The sequence below is a fragment of the Nocardia sp. CA-136227 genome, from assembly GCF_050955695.1.
Lineage (GTDB): Bacteria > Actinomycetota > Actinomycetes > Mycobacteriales > Mycobacteriaceae > Nocardia.
In genome coordinates, this window is record NZ_CP192081.1 from 4,234,643 (window position 1) to 4,253,549 (window position 18,907).

Below are 18,907 nucleotides of genomic sequence, written 5' to 3' on the forward strand. Positions count from 1 at the left end.
TCCGATCCGATTGATCCGTCAGGAATGGAATTTCGCGCCCAGAGCGGCATCCGTCACCAGTTGCACGGCCTCGAAGCGCAACAGCACACGGCCGTCACGAGCGCAGGCGGTGACAGTGCCTCTGGCCACTGAACCGTTCACCTGGAGGGCATCCACGACCACCAGGAATTCGCCCGTCTCGGGCAGGGCGTCGTACACCTCGACCGCGCCGATCGCTGTCGGCAGACTGTTGAGCCCGACGGTCCGATGCACCTGCACCAGGGCCGCCTGAAGCAGCAGATCGGCCGACTCCGGCGAGTACTGCCCTGCGGAGAATTCACCGGCGCCGAGCCGTGGCTCGACCGGGCGGCACACCGCCACCAACCGCCCGTCCGGCGCCGCCACCGTGCCGGTGATCCCGGCCAGCGACGGTCCGTGGAACAGGATGCCGTCGGCATAGGCCGTAGCCGGATCGATGGTGCTCAGATCGGGCAGCGCGAGAGTCGGTGCAGCACCGGCTGATTCCGTCCCAACCCGCGCCCGGAAGCGCGGCCGACCGGAGGAGTCGGTCACCAACACCTGCTCGCCGGTCACCGCCAGATCCAGGTGCAGCGGTGCGTTCTCGTCGAGAACCACGCCCTTCAGCACCGAGAAATCGGTCAGCCGGGTGACCGGGATGCCTCGCAGACGCTGCGCCGCGCCCAGGATCGCACCGACCGCCGCCGTGGCCGGCAGCACCGGGATCCCGCCTATGGCGTGGTCGGACAGAACTTCGTTCTCTGCCAGCCCTGCCATCGGAAGACGCAATACCGTTGTTCCACTGTCGATCTCCCGCGGAGGCTTCGCCGACAGCGGCTGGTTCGGCCCGACCACGACCACCACATCGTGGGAGCGGGCCGTGCTGAACTGCTCGGCGAAGAAGTCCACGCCCGTTGCCAGCGGAATCAGCGTGACACCGCGTTCGGCGAACATGCGCTCGAGTTGCGGAGTCACCATGCCGCCCGCCCAGGCTCCCCAGTTCACCGAGGTGACGCGGGAGGCCGGGAGGCGGCGTCGCAGGGCCGCGGCGACGCGGTTGAGCGCCTCGTTCGCGCTGGCGTAGCTGGACTGCCCGCGGTTACCGAAGAATCCCGCGATCGAGGAGAACAAGACCACATGGTTCAGGCGGTCCTCGCCGATGGCGTCCAGTACCGAGCGCAACCCGGCCAGTTTGGTCGCCAGCACCGGACCGACATCAGCGCCGCGCTGATCCACGATCGCCTTGTCCGCGAGGACACCCGCGCCGTGGATCAGACCGGTGATCCGGTCCCGATACGGATCCAGCACGGCCGCGGTGGCCTCGGCATCGGTCACATCGACGGCCAAGTACTCCGCCGATGCCCCCGTTGCGCGGATTGCCGCCAGGGTTTCCCGGATCTCCCGGCTCGCGATGAGCCCGCGGTAGATCCGCTCCACATCGCGCGGCGTCGGCTTGGCGCCGGCCGACCGCAGCTCGCCGGCGATCACACCCTTGAGGGCGCCGTCGGGAACGCCTGTGGCCCACACGGGTTCTTCTCCGAGTGCGCTGCGGCCCAACAGCAGCATGCCGCTGCGGTAGCGCCGAGCCAGGCCGATGGCACACGCCGCGGTGACGCCACGTCCGCCGCCGGTGACCACCAGCAGATCCTCCGTGGTCGGTTCAGGAACCGAATCGCCCAGTGGCAGTAGCGGATCAGTGCCGTCCTCGATCGTCGCCGCCAGCGTTCGGCGGCTCATGTCCGCGGATACGCCGACCTCCACGATCGCGGCGTCCGCATCGGCGATCTCGGCGATCAGCTGGGCCACCGCCTGCTCCCCGGTGAGTTCCGGGCTCAGGTCGACAGCGCGGCAGAACAGTGAAGGAGCCTCGATCGCAAGGGTTTTCACGAGGCCGGGCAGGCCGCCGAGGAGTCCGGCGGCGTCGCCGCCGCCGGACAGGCCCAGGAGCCCATCGATCCGGCTGACCGTGACGAAAGCCGCGCGTCCGTGCTCGGCACTCCGCTCCAGCAGGCGCTGAACCGATGCCGCAGTCAGAAGCGCGGATTCGAGGGTCACGATGGACTCCGCCCACGCGGCCGGGGAATCTGGCGCCAGGAACAACACCAGATCCACCCGGCCAGGAACCTCCGTGCCACGCTGCACGGTCCAGCCCGCCGCCGAGAGAGCGGCGGAGATCGGGTCGGTCAAGGCGCTACCGTCACCGGCGACCAGCGCTACCGGCTGTTCAACATACGCCCCGACCAGAGAGAGGACAGAAGGAATCTCGACAAGGCGCGCCTGCATCCGGCCAATCCGGGACGCGCCGTCAGCTTTTGGGAGAACCGCCTCCGCCCCATTGACACCGGCGATCGCACCGCTGATGAAGGTGACAATGCCACCCAGGGTCCGCAGCTCACCCATCTGCTCGGGTCCGGCCTGCGGGCTGTCGGGGAAGCGCTCCTGCAGGGCACCCATGATCTCGACTCGCTTGATGGAGTCGATGCCGAGGTCGGCCTCGACGTCCATGTCCATGTCGAGCATGTCGGTCGGGTAGCCGGTCTTCTCGGCCACGACCTCCAGCAGGGCCTGCTGGACAACCTCGGTGGGGTCACCGGCGATGGCGGGGGCCGGGGCGGCCGGCACGGCCGGAGCCACGGGAGCGGCAGCCGGCGCGACGGGGACAGCGACCGGGGCCGCGGGAGCAGCCACGGCGACCGGCTGCGCGACCGGGACGGACGCGGGGGCCGGAGCGGCGATGGCCTGGGTGTGGGCGGACTGTCCCACCGTCAGCTCAGGGCGCGGCAGTCGCTCGACCGGTCGACGCACGGCCGGAGCGGCACCGCCCATACCGGCCTCGAGGTAGGCGAAGCCCAGGAGCACCTCGCTGGCCTGGCTGTGCGCCTGGCCGATCGCGACGCTGTGGTCACTGACCGAGGTGAGACCGGCGACGGTCAGCTCGGTCAGGGTGCCCTGCCGGGCGTCGTATTCCAGGATGCCGCTCAGCCTTTCGGCCACACGAATCTGGCTGCTGAGATATTCACGGTGCAGCACCAGGTGGTCTGCGGCCATGGTCTCGGGCACGGGCGCCACCGGCGCCGCGGCCTGCACCGGAGCGGGCGCGGGGTGGCCGTTTCCGTTGCCCGGGGCGGGCGCCGGGGCGGTCTCCGACTGGGGCACCTGGTATCCGTTCTCGAGTGCGTCCCGATAAGCGCCGCGACGCTCCTCGGAGACGTAGTTGATGCCGTTCAAGGGAATCCTCATTCCTTTGGTTTCGACTACATCGGGGGCTACGACGCTGTAGCGGTTGAATCCGGCGAGCGGCAGGCCGAGCACTGCGAGGCGTGCGGCGAGCTGCTTGAGCGAGCGGTCACCATCCGCGCCGGGGCCGGCGTCCGCGGCCAGCACCACGACGTCGTCGCGGTCGGTCAGGATCTTGCGCACCAGTCCGGAAAGCACCGACTTGGGACCGAACTCAACGAAGACCCGGTAGCCCGCCTCGTACATCTCGAGCACGCGCGGCGCGAACGAAACCGGCTGTGACAGCTGCTCGACCAGCACCGATCGGTTGATCTCGAGGTCCGTTCCGTACTCCGCGCCGGCGGTGTTCGCGAAGACCGGAACCGACGGAGCGGAGCACACCGCCTCGGCCACCGCTGCGCGGAAGGCCGAAACGCCATGTTCGACATAGGAGGTGTGGAACGCCGCTGACACCGGCAGCAGGCTCGCGCCCAGACCGAGCCGGTCGGCCGCCTCGGCGAAGGCGCGCACCGCCTCGGTGCCGCCGCCCACGACCGTCTGCTCGGGGGCATTGATGTTGCAGATCACCACATCCGGGTGAGCGGCCAGCAGCTCGGTGAGCTGCTCGGCGCCGCAGCGGAGCGCCGCCATCGTGCCCCGATCGGATGCGCCTTCGGGCAGCTGGGCCATAGCCTGCCCACGCGTCCGGGCCAAGCGGTGGAACGTTTCGTCGTCCAATGCCCCGGCCGCCCACAGCGCGGTGAGCTCACCGAAGCTGTGTCCCAGCGTGCCTTCCGCGTGGAAACCCAGTTCCACCATGTACCGGTATTGACCGGAGGACAGCGCGCCGATCGCGGGCTGCGCGAAGTCGGTGCGGCGCAACGCCTCTTCCTGGCGTACGGCCGTCTCGGTATCGAAAGCCTGCGGAGGGTAGACCACACGGCTGAGCGGCTCGTCGGGCTCCGAGATCCGGCTGGCGGCATCGAGCGTGGCGCGGACCGGCGGTACGGCCAGCGCCGTTCGCACGCCCATTCCGACGTACTGGCTGCCCTGCCCGGCGAAGAGCGCCGCGATCTTGCCCGGCACCGCCCCCTGCCGGCGATACCAGGCGCCGCCCGGCAGCTCGAACGATTCGACCCGCGGCTCGGAACGCAGCCGCTCGATCGCCTTGTCTCGCAACGTCTCCAGCTCGGCCGCATCGCGTGCGACCACGGCCAGCCGGGCATGCGCGGCCGCGATCGGCGCGTCGACATCGCCTCCCGTGGGCCGGTCGGCGACCGCGGCCAGCAGGGCGTCGACGTCCGCACCCTGCCAGACATGCACCTGGTAATCACGGTGCAGCGCACGAGTATCCGCCCCGACCGGGTCGTACTCCTCGAGCACACAGTGGAAGTTGGTGCCACCGAATCCGAACGACGAGCTCGCCGCCCGACGCCATTCACGATTCGGCTCCAGCAACCACGGCCGACTGGACGTGTTCACCCAGAACGGCGAGTTCGGGAAGTCGACAGACTCTTTGGGCTTCTCGACATTGATCGTCGGCGGAAGGACCTTCTGGTGCAACGCCATCGAAAGCTTGATCAGACCAGCCGCACCGGCCGCCGCCTTGGTGTGGCCGATCTGCGACTTCACGCTGCCGACCGCGCAGAACTGCTTCTCTTCGCTCGCCTCGGCGAAGACCTCACGCAGAGCAGACAATTCGGTCACGTCGCCGACAGCCGTGCCGGTGCCGTGGCATTCGAGCAAACCGATCTGCTCGGGACCGAATCCGGCGTCGTCGTAGGCGCGCTGCAGCGCGACGATCTGACCTTCTTTGCGCGGCGCGTAAATGCTCTTGAATCGTCCATCGCTCGAGCTGCCGATTCCGCGCAGCACCGAGTAGATTCGGTCTCCATCGCGTTCGGCGTCGGCCAGTCGCTTGAGGGCGAGCATGCCCATGCCCTCGCCGATCATGGTGCCGTCGGAGTTCTCATCGAACGGGCGGATCATGCCGGACTTGGACAGCGCGGGGGTCTTGCTGAAGCACAGGTACATCAGGATGGTGTTCTCGGCGTCACAGCCACCGCTGATCATCAAGTCAGCACGGCCGGAGACCAATTCGGCGACCGCCATGTGCACTGCGGCAAGCGAACTCGCGCAAGCGGCGTCGACGGTGCAGTTCGTGCCGCCCAGGTCGAAACGGTTGGCGATGCGGCCGGCGACGACATTGCCGAGCATGCCCGGGAAGGAGTTCTCCTCCCAAGGCGCAAAGGCCTTCACGAACTTCGCCGCGATCTCCTCGGCGTCCTGATCACTGAGCCCGCAGCTGCGCACGACCTCTTTGAGGACCGGAGTCTGCAGCCGGGTGGCCAGCGGCTGGGTGAGCGAGTTGGCGCCCGTGATTCCGAGGATCACGCCGGTCCGGCTCGGGTCGTACCACTTCGAATCGGGTGCGCCCGCATCCGCGAGGGTCTGCTTGGCCACCACCAGACTCAACAGCTGGAGGACATCGGTGACCTCGAGCTGGTTCGGCGGCAGGCCGAATTCGAGCGGGTTGAAGTCGATCGTCGGAATGAAGCCGCCGCGTTTGACGTAGGTCTTGTCCGGCGCGCTGGGATCCGGGTCGTAGTAGTCCTCGATCCGCCAGTGCGATTCCGGCACGTCCTCGATGCAGTCGGCGGCTTCGACAACATTCGACCAGAAGTCCGAGAGATCGGCGGAACGCGGGAACAACGCGCCCAGGCCGACGATGGCGATAGGTGTATCGCTGAGCTTCATCCGATTGTCCATTGCACTTTTCCTTGGCTGGAGCGTCCGGTCAGGCCGCCGCGAGGCGGTCCTTCTCGTCGACGATGTAGCGGGCGAGCTCGGCGATGGTCGGGTGGTACCACAGCGCGGTGGTCTCCAGTTCGAAACCGAGCCAGGATTCCAGTTCATTGCCCAGCACCAGGGCCTCGGTGGAATCGAGACCGAAGGAATCGAAGAAGTCGTCGAAGGCAATCTCGGAAGGCTCGGCCTGCAATTTGAAGGCAATCTTCTCGGCCAGCCAGTCCTGAACCTGCTCGACGGTGAGATCGGGGGTGTCAACCGTGTCGGTCATGATCAAACTCCACAAACTGTAGGTAATCGGGTCAGCGAGCGTTCTCGACGGAGAGGCTCCGCACTACCGCATCGGCGGCGGCCGCACCGGAATCGAATGCCGACTCGTGGCTGCCCACGATATCGATACCCATCTTCCGGGAGTGGAAATAGGAGCCGGCGAACTTCACTCGGGAGTCGCCGGAGTTGATGGTGTGAATCTTCGACTGGAGGGCCCGCGCCTCGACCGTGAACACGGGGTGTCGATAGTCGAATTCGCGAATCAACTTCTCGGGCGCGATATCGAACGGATAGTCGAGCGTCAGGAAGTAGTCGGTCTCACTGGTGAAGTCGTGCAGCTGGTTGAGGTAGTAGACGACCCAGGTACGCAGATCATCGTTGCTGCCCGCGCGCGCATAGTTCCAGCTGCGCCACTTCTCACGCTCATCAGGCATGCAGGCGGCATCGGTGTGCAACGCGGCGCGCGTGTGGTTGTAGCGGATCGCCTCGAGCATGCTCTGCGACGGTGTCGGGTCGGCCAGCAAGGCCAGTGCGTCGTCGGCATGCGCCGCGATGATCACTTCGTCGAATCGCTGCGTGCCCGCCGCGGTCGTGACGAGCACGCCCTCGGAGTCCTCGGCGATCCGGTCGACACCGGCGCCCAGCAGCACCTGCTGGCCGGCTTCCCCCAGGCGTGCCAGCGCAGCGCGGACGTAATTGACGCTGCCGCCGGTCACCGTTCGCCAGGGTGCGGTCCGTCCGCCCAAACCCTCCCGGCCATGGCCGAGGAAGAAGGCGATCACGGTCGCGGCGGGCATTTCCCAGATCCGGTCCGCGGGCACCGACCAAGCGGCGGTCGCCACCAGGACCACGAACCCGTACCGGAAGGTGTCGCTGTAGCCGTTACTGGTCAGATATTCGCCGAGCGGCATCTCGGCCTGCTTCCGAATGAAATGCTTCGGAGATTCTTCGTAGAACCGCTCGGCCTCGGCCCACATCTGCACGAAATCCGCGGGGTACTTGGCGCGAATCGCGGCCTCGTCCAGTTCGAAATCGTCCGATACGTAGCATATGCCCGTATCCGCGTTGTTGAAACTGAAGCGGCCCGGATGATCCTGGCATGCCACTCCGAGTTCCGCGAAGAACTTCGTGATCTTCTGGTAGTGCGCCTCGTTGTACACGATGAATGCGGTATCCAGCCCGAGGGTCCGGCCCGCATCGGTCACCTCGACAGAATTGGCATGCCCGCCGGCATTCGATTCCTTCTCGAATACGGTCACATCGGCGCGCCCACGCAGATGATAAGCGGCCGAGATACCTGCTATGCCGGCGCCGATCACAGCAACCTTTGCCATGCCCATCCCTTCACGGTTGATCACGATCAGATATCACCATAAACAGGAGAGGCACCGATTTAGAACGCCACAAAGGGAGCACTCGGGCATGTATCGAAAGTGGTATTCGAGGCGAGGTTGGATTCTGCCAGACTCCGACCATGGCGATCCACAGAACTACGTCTGGACACCATCGGAAAACCAAATCCTATCTAAATGTTAATCCAGCACGAACTTTGTATCTATGTTTCGTCGAAGCAAGACCATTCGTTCAATTCATGTTCGCACTACGTTTTGTCGCCGCATCGGCGCTGGCCACAGCGCCGTTCACCGCCATACCGATCTCTGCCTGGATCGACTACTTGTGGGCGGTCGCGACGTGGCTTCTCACAACGACGTGCGTCTATCTGATGAACGGCATGGCCGACCGTGAGAACGATCGGATCAATGGGGTTGGGCGGCCGATCGGCCGCGGCGATCTGCACCCCCGCGACGCGGCGACCGTCACCGGGCTACTAGCAGTCGCCGCTCTGGCCCTCGCACTCCACGTCGGGATCGGTATGGCCGCATTGGTTCTGGCCTTCCTCGCACTCGGCTACCTCTACTCCGCACCCCCTTTCCAGCTCAGTCGCACCTGGGCCGGCTCGAGCTCGATCGTGACGCTCGGGGGAATATGCACCTATGCCGCGGGTGGCGTAGCCGTCCGCGCCCAACTCGTTCCGGACCTGGTGATATTCGCGGTCGTGATGTCACTGTGGATGGGATTGATCGGCGCGGTGGTCAAGGACTTCTCCGACGTCGCCGGTGATCGCGCGGCTCAGCGGCGGGTACTCACCCTGGTCGTCGGTGAAATGCCGTTGCGCAGATCTGTATCGATCGTCGCTCTCGGCGTGGCAACGGGTCTCGCGGTCGGCGCATCGCGTCTTCCCGCGCTCCAGTGTCCCTGCGTCCCAATGCTGTTCGGAGCGATAGCGGTGGCGTGCTGCACCCTCACCACCCGCTATCGCGATCCGCGGCCGGTGAGCCGACGACCTTACCGCGCCTTCATGGTTACTCAGATAGCCGCCAACTTCGGTGCGTTGATCGGTTCTGTACCGGTGTGATCACTGCGGCGGAAAGGGCGCGATCAGCTTGGCCGCCGTGGCGCGCTTGACCATATCCAGTCGCGACACGGCACCGAGTTTCCTGAAGATGTTCCGCAAGTGCCTCTTCACGGTCCCCTCGGTGATCCCCAGGGCCTGCGCTATCTGCCGATTACTCAAGGCGCTCGCGACTCGTTCGACGACCTCCAACTCCCGGTCCGTGAGCGGCTGGCCAGGCAGGGTCTCCCTCCCACCCTCGCTGGGTCGCTTGTCCTCCTGCCACGAGACATAGACGACCACCTCACCACCCGCGGCCGCGGCACGAATTGCCGAGAGCAGCGTCTCGCGCTTGGCGCTCTTGTGCAGATATCCCGCTATGCCGTATTCGACCAGGTCACGGATGAGGACCGTGTCCTGGTGCATGCTCACGATCAGGACTCGCGACTGGGGGCTGACCTGCCGAAGTGTGAGAAGGTTCTGCACCACATCACTTCCGGGGATCTCGACATCGAGGATCACGACTCTCGGGTGCAGCCGAGCGGCGCATTCCGCGCCGGCGCGGCCGTCGGCCGCCTGACCCACGACAGTGATATCGCTTTCGCGATCGAGGATCTCGCACAGCGCACCGCGCAGCATGTTGTGATCGTCGATCACGAACACGGTTATCATCGAGCCGCTCACTCCATTCCGATCGGCAGCGGTATCCATACCGCGACCCGTGTTCCACTGCCGGGAGATGAACTCAGAGTGACCGATCCGGACAGCAATTCGGCCCGCTCCCGCATCGAGTGGAGCCCGTTCGCTCGCCGAGGCACCGTCAGGTCGAATCCGATCCCGTTGTCGACCACCCGCGCCCAGATCTCGTGCGGTGCGATGTCGACATCGACCACGACGCACGTTGCCTCAGCGTGAGTGAAGGCATTGCGCAGCGCCTCCCGCAGAATGAGGAACGTCTCGTCCATGACTTCGGTGGACACCCACGACTGCGACCCGTTGACCCGGATCTCGATAGGCGTCGTTCGCCCGACGGACCGCACGAAGGCAGTCAGAGCGTCTCGCAACGAGTTTCTACCCTCCGCAGACCGCAAGCCAGTCGTGATTTCCCCCAGTTCCGCGATCGCATCGGACAGGACGTCCACCGCGGCGGTAATCCCGTTCGCGCCCTTCGGATCTCCCGCTGCGACGATCTCCAGCTGGTGCATGGCCAGACTCAGCGTATTCCCGAGTCGATCATGAACATCTCGCGCGAGCTTCCGTCGGTCGGCGTCGTTCACGATTCGGATCTGTTCCAGCAGAAACGCGTCATACCCTTTCGCACCGGCCTCCAGCCGGCTGAACAGGCTGAGGCCGAGAGCCGTTGCCAGCGTGACGATCCGATCCGGCTCGTCAGGGCCGGGACCGAGCGCATCCGCTGCTTCACCGAGTACCAGTTCGTACAGGATCAGGGCCGCGCGTACAGAGCAGTCAGGACGGATCCCGCGGATACCTCGCCGCTCGGCCATGTTCACGAATCGATCGAGTGCGACCTCAGCTACGTTCGCCTGTCCGGTCGCCAATGACTCCGCGCAGTCCGCAATGATCTGCCGTGCCTGAGTGACACATTCGTCCCACACCGCGCCATCTGCGACCAGCGCGCTCCCGATGCGCTCCAACTCCCGATGATAGGAATCGATCATGTACTGCTGGCGGTCCCGCAAGCGCGCGGCCGCACGCTGCGGCAGATTCGAACTCATACATCGTCCCCGCCATACCTCACAACGCCAGCAATCTTGCTGCTATCGTGATCTCGCGGAAGTGTCCGGTGCCAACGCCATGTTCGTGCCACGATAACCATCGCCGATTTCCCTCAGGATTCCCACACACACTGCGCCGGAGCTATCGCTCGAGGGGATATCCCCGGGTTAGCCCGTACTGTACCCAAGAGTTCCCCTGGTCATCGACCGATCGAGCGCCGACCAGGGGCCTACCCATGAGTACTCGATCCATGAAAACACCTGGTCAGCCGACCTATTTGGACGTGATTCACCCGGCGTTCACCACAGCCGCCTCGATTTCATCATTCTCCGGCGTAGAACCTGTTCTGCCAGCGCAATTTTGGGAGACAGCCAGTCGATCTCGCGCGTCCAGGCCAATTAACCCTTAACACCAGAAGGCTTTTGGACAAAAAGAACATTCACCCTGATCCGGACGAAAATTGAGTAGCAGCGGATGAGCTGCCGCCGGTTAGGGTCGATGCGTGTTCAGCTGCGGCAAGGTTGGAGTACTGGCAATCGGACTCATGGTCGCCCTCGGACTCGGTGCGTGCTCAGCCACCGATGCCGGCGACACCGCAGCCAGTGGCAATGTCACAGCTACACTGGGAGATCCCAATCCTCAGCCCATAGCCTTGGAACCGCGCCCAACGCTCCCGGTCGCCGTTCGCAGCTTCGACGGCGCCGAGGTAATGGTCCAGGACGTGAGCCGCATCATCGCCGTCGACAGGTTCGGCACGCTCGCTCAGACGGTCTATGCGTTGGGCCTCGGCGATCACCTTGTCGGGCGCAGCGCCTCCGCCAAGATTCCCGCGATCGTCGGCTTGCCCGACGTCACCCCGAACGGCGAGGCCATGAGCGTGGAAGCCGTTCTGGCCCTGCGCCCGACCGTCCTACTGACGGACACGACCACTGGCACTCCCGCGGTATTCGCGCAGCTCCGCGCCGCAGGCGTGCCGATCGTCCACTTCGACCCGACACGGACGATCGACAGCACCAGCCCACAGATCCAGGCAATCGCCGATGCATTGGGTGTACACGACCAAGGTGCCGCACTCGCCCGGCGCACAGCGGCTGAAATCTCGACCGCGACCGCCACCCTTCCTGCGGTGGATCGGAAGCCGCGAATCGCATTCCTGTACCTGCGCGGCACGGCGCTCACCATGCTCGCCGGCCCAGGTTCGGGCGCAGACGCGCTGATCACCGGCCTGGGTGCCGAGGACGCCGGAACCGCGGTCGGGCTCCGCGAGCCCTTCGTCGCAATCACCAGCGAAGCCATGATCGCGGCCAGCCCGGACATCTTGCTGGTGATGACCGACGGACTCGAATCGATCGGCGGCACAGCCGGATTGCTCGCGCTCCCGGGCATCGCACAAACCCCCGCCGGGCGTACCCGCCGGATCATCGACATGTCGGACAGTGTCCTGCTCAGCTTCGGGCCCAACACCGGACGAGTGCTGACCGCACTGCGTTCGGCAATCTCTCGCTGAGCCGTCCTGAGCTCGAGCCGGATTGGGCAATGTCGATATGAGCCTCGAGCACGCCCTGCTGGGACTGCTGTCCGAGCGTCCGGCAAGTGGCTACGACCTTCTGAAGCTGTTCGATACGTCGCTGGCCAACGTCTGGCACGCGACACAGAGTCAGGTCTACAGTGCGTTGATCAGGCTGTCCGATACCGGAATGATCGAAATAGTCGCCGAAGGGCCAAGGGGCCGCAAAACGTATGCCTTGACCGCCGACGGACTGACCGAGCTGAGACAGTGGCTGACAGCAAGTAGTCCACGAGATGAGGTTCGCAACAACATTCTGTTGCGGGCGTTTTTTCTGGACGTCGTGGACTCCGACCAGGCACGGGCCTATTTTGCCGACGTGATCCAGATGTCCAATGAAGGTCAGCGGGAACCAGAAGAACCCAGCGAAGATTACGAGGAAGTCTGCCCAGACTACCGATCGATGGTTCTCGAGTATGACCGCAGATTGACCGCGATGCGCCGAGATTGGGCCGAATGGGCCGGGACCCAGATCAAATAGTGGCCACGTGTCGTCAGGACACGTTGTACGTGTAGCGCGAGCCTATGCAGGTCATGCCCATCCCGGCCGAACGGATGGCCCGCCCCTCCTCCATGTGCGTGCACCGTCCACGAGGTGGTGCGGGCGTGTCAGTGAACAGGCAGGTCAGTTCCGGGTGTCGAGAACGATGCGGAAGCGGGCCCGGCCCGAGAGCATGCGCTCATACGCCTTGGGCGCTTCGGACAACGGCACGATCTCGTTGTAGCTACGGATCCCACGCTGGTGGGCGAACCGCAGGCTGTCCTCGTTGTCGATGGCACTGCCGGTGAGGGTGCCACGGACGGCGCGGGTACCGAAAATCAGGCTGCTGGTACCGATTTCGAGCGGATCGGCGGCCGCACCGACGACAAGCAGCTCCCCGCGGGGAGCCAGCCCGCCGATGAGCGGGGACATCGATGCGCCGCTGGGCGCGGTGGCCAGGATCGCGGTCGCGCCGCCGACCCGCTGCAGGGCGGCGGCGGGATCGCCGGTGGTGCTGTCGATGTACTCGTCCGCGCCGAGTTCGGCTGCCAGCGCGGCCTTTTCGGGGCCTCGCGCGATGGCGGCCACTCGGTAGCCCAGCGCCTTCGCGTACTGCACGCCGAGATGGCCGAGACCACCGATGCCCTGCACCGCCACCAGGCTCCCGGGGCGGGCACCGCTGGACAGCAGCGCGCTGTACATCGTGATCCCCGCGCACAGCAGCGGGGCCACCTCGAGCGGGTCCGCGGCCTCGGGAATCCGAACCAGACCGCTGGCCCGCGCATACGCGACCTCGGCGTAGCCGCCGTCGACGGTGGTGCCGGTGGCCGGTTGGTTCGCGCAGTTGACGAAATCACCGCGGCGGCACTGTTCACACTCACCGCAGTGCCCGTTGAGGAAGCCGACGCCGACCCGGGTTCCCGGCGTCCAGGCCGTCACCCCGACGCCCACGGCGTCGATCACGCCGACGATCTCATGGCCCGGCACAACCGGAACGAGTGGGTCGGCGCGCATGCCCTCGACGGCGACCACATCCGAATGGCAGACCCCGCAGGCTTCGACCCGGATCCGTACCTGACCGGGCAGCGGATCGCGGACCTCCCGTTCGACCAGTGCGAAATTCCGTGAGGATGTCACCTCGAAAGCGCGATAAGTGTCCATCAGCGATTCCATTCCTTCGAGTCGATGGTGTGGTTCGGTGACCAGGAAGTCGGCTGCTGATTTCCCGCGGCACGCCTGTCGGTTGGTGTCCGCGGGGCTTGGCCGCCTCCATCACCACCATCCCTCCGCACCCGGAGTGTTCGCGCCCGTGAAACACCCTGGTCGCTTCGAAGCCCGGGGATTCCATTTCGATACCGCGAGGTAGACGGAGCTGGTCGGGGAGAGATGCCTCCTGGCACGCCGACTCGGTGCGGAACCAGGGACTCGCCCTGGGTGTCGACCAGGGTTCAGCACTGGTTCGACGACGTCTTACGAAGCGCACTCTCGGATAGGAAAGCAAAACCGCTGCTAGAGGAAACGAGGAGCAGGCCATGACATCCACAGGGATTCCCGCGCTGAAGCTCGAGGCGGTCGTCATCCCGGTCGCCGACGTGGACCGGTCGAAGAAGTTCTACGACGGTCTGGGCTGGCGCCTCGACGCCGACTTCGAATTCGACAACGGCTTCCGGGTCGTGCAGTTCACGCCCCCGGGCTCGCCGACCTCGATCCAGTTCGGCACCAGCATCACCACCGCGAAGCCGGGCACGACGGAAGGCATCTACCTGGTCGTCTCCGATATCCAGCAGGCACGCGACGCGCTCGCGGCCCAGGGCGCCGACATCAGCGAGATCTTCCACCCCGGCGCACCCGGTGCGCAGTTCCAGGCCCTGTCCGGCGACGAACGCGTGGCGGGCGCCGCCGACGAGCACGCGAGCTACGGATCGTTCGCGACCTTCCGCGACCCGGACGGCAACACCTTCCTGCTGCAAGAGGTAACCACCAGGATCCCGGGCCGTGTCGAGGCCACCGAGACGTCCTACGCCACCACCAGCGACCTGGTCGACGCGCTCGTGCGCGCGGCGGCCGCTCACGGCGAGCACGAGGCCCGCCACGGCGGCCAGTACGACGCCGAGTGGCCGAAGTGGTACGCGGCCTACATGGCCGCCGAAGCCCACGGCGATCAGTTGCCCGAGTAGCGCTCTTCCGCAACGTCATTCACACCATCCACCAGAGAGAAGAAACCGATGACCACCATCCATATGCACGCGAACGCCCAGGTGACGCCCGAGCAGTTCGTCGCGGCCCTCACCGACTTCGGCCCGAACCGCTCGGAACTGTTCGGCAACAGCGAAGGCGCGTACCTGCAGGTGCTCGCTCGAGACGACCAGCACGCGGACGTCACCGAAGGATCCGGCGGAGTCTGGGAGAGGCTCCAGTACGACTGGACCGACCCGAACCACATCGTGCTGACCACCACCGACTCCAACGTGTGGGGCCACCACTCCGGACACACCTACAACCTGACCCCGCTTCCCGACGGCACCACCGACATCGACTACGTCGTGGTGCGCGAGGGCAAGAACTCCCGCGGCTGGTTCCTCGGAGCCGTGCTCGCCACCGTCGGCAGGAGCGTGCTGACCAAGGCGTTCAAGAATTCCGTGTCCGCGATCGAGGCCCGAACCGAGGTACGGAGATGACCAACCCGAGCCCGTTCGCGACGCTCGACGAGTTCCTCACCGGCCCAGTCGAATAGCAGCCGTGTAGCGCGACGACGGTGGCCTAGTGTGGGGTAATGGCCGCGCAGACCACCGCCCTTCGCGGACGCACCGAGGAACGCGAACGCCTCGACAACCTGCTGCACCGCGTTCGACACGGGGAGAGCGGTGCGCTTGTCCTGCGGGGGGAAGCCGGAATCGGCAAGACGACGCTGCTGGAGTACCTCGCCGATCGGGCGACGGGGTGTCGAATCGCGGCGGTGACCGGAGTGGAGTCCGAGCTGGAGCTGCCGTTCGCGGCGCTCCATCAGCTGTGCTCACCCATGTTCGACCTGATTCCCGGCCTCCCCGAACCACAGCAGCGGGCTCTCCAGGTGGCCTTCGGGCACGTCGCCGGCGATAGGCCCGACAAGTTCGTCGTCGGACTGGCGGTCCTCGGCCTGCTGGCGGAAGCGGCGGCCGACCGACCGGTCGTGTGCTCGATCGACGACGCACAGTGGCTCGATGAAGCATCGATCCAGGTTCTCGGTTTCGTCGCACGGCGATTGGCAGCCGAGTCGGTGGTGATGGTCTTCGCGGTCCGCGAGCCCGCCGGTGAGCACCTGCTCGCGGGCATCCCGGCACTGGCCGTCTCCGGCCTCGGCCACGATGACGCGGTCGCGCTCCTGAGCGCGACCCTGCCGGGCAAGCTCGACCGCCGGGTCCGCGACCGGATCGTCACCGAGACCGACGGGAACCCCCTGGCACTGCTGGAATTGGCCCAGCGCGGAAAGGCCGAGCTGATGGGCGGATTCGCGTTTCCCGCGATGACAGCCGGCAGTCTCCACGACCACTACGTGCGTCGCATCCGGGCGCTGCCCGACCCGACCCGCCTGCTACTGCTGCTCGCCGCCGCGGAACCCACCGGAGACGCCGCCCTACTCTGGCGGGCTGCACAGTCGATGGGCCTCGAGCGCACCTCCGCGGAGCCCGCCATCGAGGAACGGCTGTTCGAGGTCGGAGGACAGGTGCGGTTCAACCACCCGCTGGTGCGCGGTGCCGCCTACGCCGCTGGGACGCCTGACGAGCGTCGCGCGGTGAACGCGGCGCTGGCGGCTTCGCTCGATGCCGAGACCGAGCCCGAACGCCGGGTGTGGCACCTCGGCGCCGCGACCATCGGTCCCGACGAACAGGTCGCGACCGCGCTGTACGAGGCGGCCGCGCGGGCCCGGGCACGAGGAGGAGTCGCCGCGGCCGCATCGTTCCTGGAGCGGGCCGCGGCGCTCACCGCTGACGCGCGACAACGCACCGAGCGAACCCTCGAGGCTGCGCAGGCGAATCTCGACGCCGGCCGTTACGACGCGGCGCTGGGTTTGGTCGCCGAAGCCGAGGCGGATGCGGTCGACGATCTGCAGCGCGCCCGCGCGGATCTGATGCGAGGTCTGACCGGACGCGCCGCAAGGTCCGGCGCCGATGCTCCGGCGGCGCTCGTGCACGCGGCTCGGCGGCTCGAGTCCCTCGATCCCAGGCTGGCCTGCGACACCTATCTGGATGCGTGGGGCGCGGCTTTGGTCGCGGGGAGCCTGGCGTATTCGAGCGGCGACCTGGCATCGGTCTCGCAATCCGCTCGCTCCGCGCCGACGCCGACAACCCCCGGCGCGGGCGACGCGCTGGCCCTCGGGCTGGCGACGCTGATCACTGCCGGAACGGCCACCGCGGCACCCGTGCTGAGGGAGGCCGTGACGAGTTTCCTCGATGACACCACTCCGACCGAGGTCTTCTTGCGCCGCGGAGTGTTGGTCGCGAACGCGGCTCTCTCGCTCTGGGATTTCGAGGCGTGGGATTCGGCGACCAGCCGGCACGTGGCGTTGGCGCGCGAGGCCGGCGCACTCGCGCCGCTTGCCAACGCGCTCAACGCACATCGAGTTGTCGCGTTGTGGCGCGGCGACGTGGACGACGCGCGCGACCTCGGCCTCGAGGAGCAAAGGGTCAAGGAGGTCACCGGAACGCTCAGAGCCTCATACGGCGATCTCTTCCTCCTGGCCTACCAGGGCCACGCCGCCGAAGCCGCACCGCTCATCGCCGCTGTGCGCGCCGAGTCCACGGCTCGCGGTGAAGGGCTGGGAGTGCAGATCACCCAGCGGGCCACCGCGTTGCTCCACCTCGGCCTCGGCCACTACGACCTGGCATTCGAGGCCGCGGTCCACGCGGCCACGGGTGACCTCGGCCCCTTCACCGCCCAGGCACTGCCGGACCTGGTCGAGGCCGCCGTGCGCAGCGGCGATATCGACACGGCGACGGCGACCGTGGACAGGCTGATCGCCTATGCGGCGGTTCCCGAATCGGATTGGGCGGCAGGTCTGTTGGCGCGCTCGCAAGCCCTGGTCAGCGTCGGCGAGACGGCCGAGCGGTGTTATACCGAGGCGGTCGAGCGGCTCGGTCACACGCGCCTGCGGTTCGAGCTGGCTCGTTCACGACTGCTGTTCGGCGAGTGGCTGCGGCGTGAACACCGACGCGGCGATGCCCGCCACCAGCTGAAAGCGGCGTTCGAAGAGTTCGTCGCCATGGGAGCCGATGGATTCGCCGAACGCACTCGGCACGAATTGCTCGCCACCGGCGAAAAGGTCCGCAAACGGACCGCCGACACACTCAACGACTTGACCCCGCAGGAACAACAGATAGCCCAGATGGCGCGCGACGGCCGAACCAACCAGGAAATCGGCAACGAGCTCTACATCAGCGCCCGCACAGTCGAATGGCACCTGCGCAAGGTCTTCGGCAAGCTGGGGATCAGCTCTCGACGCGAATTGCGTGACGCCCTACCGGCTCGCGACATCGAGCGGTCCACCTGATCGCGGAAGTCGGACCGGTACGGCATTGGTTCGGGCCGCTGACTCGCGACCGCTCCAGGGCGTGCGGCTGGACCGCGTCGGCCGCGAGGACACACGTGCCGGGAGCTGCCCTGGCCGTGCGACCGGGCAACGGCCAGGGGTGATCACGGGCGCGAACGACGACCCATCCGACGGAAGGTGAGTCTGTGCCCGGCGAATGACGTTCGGGCTACTCGGTCGAGATCTCGGCGAATTCGCCTGCAGCCCACGCCGCGGGTCGAGAGCTGAGGGCCTTGCTGAACGGCAGGGAAATCCCGGATGGACGATCCATGACATACTTCCCGCACCCGAGTGTCCGGTGCCGAGGCCGGACACCTTTGTCGATGCGAGAAGCCATGCTTGATGACCCTGAGCTCGTCCAGGCGCGAAACTTTCTGGACGACTTGCGCCGGCACGCGCGGACGCTGACGCGTCGGCTGCAGTCGGTGCCCGCGGCCGCGGCGGTCCCGCATTCCCGCACGGTCGAGGCCGAACTGGCCGCCGTGCACGACCAGATCAACCTGTTGTATCGGCGCTTTCCCGCACTTCAGGATCCAGCGCCGGCACCGGCCGGGTAGCAGCCCGAATCAAGAATTCCTTTAAACCGCATGCCTTTTGGCGAATCGTGGCATACTTCGCGAATCGTATCGAGGGGCGGTTGACGGTGCGGGTGACAGCACGCGACCATGACGTATGGCAGCGAATGATGAAGATCAGCAGATCACGGAACGTCCTGTGCTGGACACCATCCCGCCGCTCGTCGAGCGGATGGCCGCGCGCAGACCGGCTTCCACCTCGCACTGATTCGAGGCTCGGGTGACTACCGAGGATCACGAACTCGCCCAGGCACGGGTATTCCTGGGCGAACTCGACCTCTACGCGCAACAGTTGGCG

At 66.3% G+C, this 18,907-nt stretch carries 13 protein-coding genes; 7 read left to right on the forward strand and 6 right to left on the reverse strand.

Going from position 1 to position 18,907, the window contains the following annotated elements; all coding sequences use genetic code 11:
- Nucleotides 1-18: 18 nt before the first annotated feature.
- The 3 genes from ACQP06_RS19450 to ACQP06_RS19460 are packed head-to-tail and all read right to left on the reverse strand — an operon-like array spanning nt 19 to nt 7,649.
- The gene (locus ACQP06_RS19450; RefSeq protein ID WP_433665948.1) at nt 19-5,982 is read right to left on the reverse strand and encodes an SDR family NAD(P)-dependent oxidoreductase; all 5,964 of its coding nucleotides are present in this window, start codon (nt 5,980-5,982) and stop codon (nt 19-21) included.
- A gap of 28 nt (nt 5,983-6,010) precedes the next feature.
- Nucleotides 6,011-6,292 (reverse strand): acyl carrier protein, encoded by a 282-nt coding sequence (locus tag ACQP06_RS19455; RefSeq protein ID WP_433665949.1) that lies wholly within the window; start codon nt 6,290-6,292, stop codon nt 6,011-6,013.
- A gap of 31 nt (nt 6,293-6,323) precedes the next feature.
- A complete protein-coding gene (locus tag ACQP06_RS19460) occupies nt 6,324-7,649 on the reverse strand; it encodes an NAD(P)/FAD-dependent oxidoreductase (protein WP_433665950.1) in 1,326 nt (441 codons plus the stop codon).
- 233 nt (nt 7,650-7,882) lie between these two features.
- Here ACQP06_RS19460 and ACQP06_RS19465 point away from each other — a divergent pair, with 233 nt between their 5' ends.
- Nucleotides 7,883-8,707, forward strand: a complete 825-nt coding sequence (locus ACQP06_RS19465; RefSeq protein WP_433665951.1) for a UbiA family prenyltransferase — start codon at nt 7,883-7,885, stop codon at nt 8,705-8,707.
- Here ACQP06_RS19465 and ACQP06_RS19470 read toward each other — a convergent pair whose 3' ends face one another.
- Nucleotides 8,708-9,394 carry a response regulator gene (locus tag ACQP06_RS19470; RefSeq protein ID WP_433665952.1) on the reverse strand — a complete coding sequence of 229 codons (687 nt, stop codon included), beginning with the start codon at nt 9,392-9,394 and terminating at the stop codon, nt 8,708-8,710.
- Nucleotides 9,364-10,419 carry a sensor histidine kinase gene (locus tag ACQP06_RS19475; RefSeq protein WP_433665953.1) on the reverse strand — a complete coding sequence of 352 codons (1,056 nt, stop codon included), beginning with the start codon at nt 10,417-10,419 and terminating at the stop codon, nt 9,364-9,366. The genes ACQP06_RS19470 and ACQP06_RS19475 overlap by 31 nt, the downstream gene beginning before the upstream one ends.
- A 545-nt stretch (nt 10,420-10,964) precedes the next feature.
- On the opposite strand from ACQP06_RS19475, the gene ACQP06_RS19480 reads away from it, so the two are divergent.
- The gene (locus tag ACQP06_RS19480; protein WP_433665954.1) at nt 10,965-11,927 is read left to right on the forward strand and encodes a heme/hemin ABC transporter substrate-binding protein; all 963 of its coding nucleotides are present in this window, start codon (nt 10,965-10,967) and stop codon (nt 11,925-11,927) included.
- Nucleotides 11,928-11,964: 37 nt separating this feature from the next.
- Nucleotides 11,965-12,468, forward strand: coding sequence for a helix-turn-helix transcriptional regulator (locus ACQP06_RS19485; protein ID WP_433665955.1), 504 nt, complete (start codon nt 11,965-11,967; stop codon nt 12,466-12,468).
- A gap of 144 nt (nt 12,469-12,612) precedes the next feature.
- Here ACQP06_RS19485 and ACQP06_RS19490 read toward each other — a convergent pair whose 3' ends face one another.
- The gene (locus tag ACQP06_RS19490) at nt 12,613-13,629 is read right to left on the reverse strand and encodes an alcohol dehydrogenase (RefSeq protein ID WP_433665956.1); all 1,017 of its coding nucleotides are present in this window, start codon (nt 13,627-13,629) and stop codon (nt 12,613-12,615) included.
- 371 nt (nt 13,630-14,000) lie between these two features.
- On the opposite strand from ACQP06_RS19490, the gene ACQP06_RS19495 reads away from it, so the two are divergent.
- The 4 genes from ACQP06_RS19495 to ACQP06_RS19510 all read left to right on the forward strand — a co-directional run bounded on the left by ACQP06_RS19495 (nt 14,001) and on the right by ACQP06_RS19510 (nt 18,591).
- Nucleotides 14,001-14,645, forward strand: a complete 645-nt coding sequence (locus ACQP06_RS19495) for a VOC family protein (protein ID WP_433665957.1) — start codon at nt 14,001-14,003, stop codon at nt 14,643-14,645.
- A gap of 48 nt (nt 14,646-14,693) precedes the next feature.
- A complete protein-coding gene (locus tag ACQP06_RS19500) occupies nt 14,694-15,146 on the forward strand; it encodes a hypothetical protein (RefSeq protein ID WP_433665958.1) in 453 nt (150 codons plus the stop codon).
- 95 nt (nt 15,147-15,241) lie between these two features.
- Nucleotides 15,242-17,995, forward strand: coding sequence for an ATP-binding protein (locus ACQP06_RS19505; RefSeq protein ID WP_433665959.1), 2,754 nt, complete (start codon nt 15,242-15,244; stop codon nt 17,993-17,995).
- 362 nt (nt 17,996-18,357) lie between these two features.
- The gene (locus ACQP06_RS19510; RefSeq protein WP_433665960.1) at nt 18,358-18,591 is read left to right on the forward strand and encodes a hypothetical protein; all 234 of its coding nucleotides are present in this window, start codon (nt 18,358-18,360) and stop codon (nt 18,589-18,591) included.
- The last annotated feature ends 316 nt before the right edge of the window (nt 18,592-18,907 follow it).

Excerpts from the sequence above, each read along its gene's own strand:
- ACQP06_RS19450 (WP_433665948.1), bottom strand. The coding sequence starts at position 5,982 with ATGGACAATCGGATGAAGCTCAGCGATACACCTATCGCCATCGTCGGC.
- ACQP06_RS19455 (WP_433665949.1), bottom strand. The coding sequence starts at position 6,292 with ATGACCGACACGGTTGACACCCCCGATCTCACCGTCGAGCAGGTTCAG.
- ACQP06_RS19465 (WP_433665951.1), top strand. The coding sequence starts at position 7,883 with ATGTTCGCACTACGTTTTGTCGCCGCATCGGCGCTGGCCACAGCGCCG.
- ACQP06_RS19470 (WP_433665952.1), bottom strand. The coding sequence starts at position 9,394 with ATGGATACCGCTGCCGATCGGAATGGAGTGAGCGGCTCGATGATAACC.
- ACQP06_RS19475 (WP_433665953.1), bottom strand. The coding sequence starts at position 10,419 with ATGAGTTCGAATCTGCCGCAGCGTGCGGCCGCGCGCTTGCGGGACCGC.
- ACQP06_RS19480 (WP_433665954.1), top strand. The coding sequence starts at position 10,965 with ATGGTCGCCCTCGGACTCGGTGCGTGCTCAGCCACCGATGCCGGCGAC.
- ACQP06_RS19485 (WP_433665955.1), top strand. The coding sequence starts at position 11,965 with ATGAGCCTCGAGCACGCCCTGCTGGGACTGCTGTCCGAGCGTCCGGCA.
- ACQP06_RS19490 (WP_433665956.1), bottom strand. The coding sequence starts at position 13,629 with ATGGACACTTATCGCGCTTTCGAGGTGACATCCTCACGGAATTTCGCA.
- ACQP06_RS19495 (WP_433665957.1), top strand. The coding sequence starts at position 14,001 with ATGACATCCACAGGGATTCCCGCGCTGAAGCTCGAGGCGGTCGTCATC.
- ACQP06_RS19500 (WP_433665958.1), top strand. The coding sequence starts at position 14,694 with ATGACCACCATCCATATGCACGCGAACGCCCAGGTGACGCCCGAGCAG.
- ACQP06_RS19505 (WP_433665959.1), top strand. The coding sequence starts at position 15,242 with ATGGCCGCGCAGACCACCGCCCTTCGCGGACGCACCGAGGAACGCGAA.
- ACQP06_RS19510 (WP_433665960.1), top strand. The coding sequence starts at position 18,358 with ATGCGAGAAGCCATGCTTGATGACCCTGAGCTCGTCCAGGCGCGAAAC.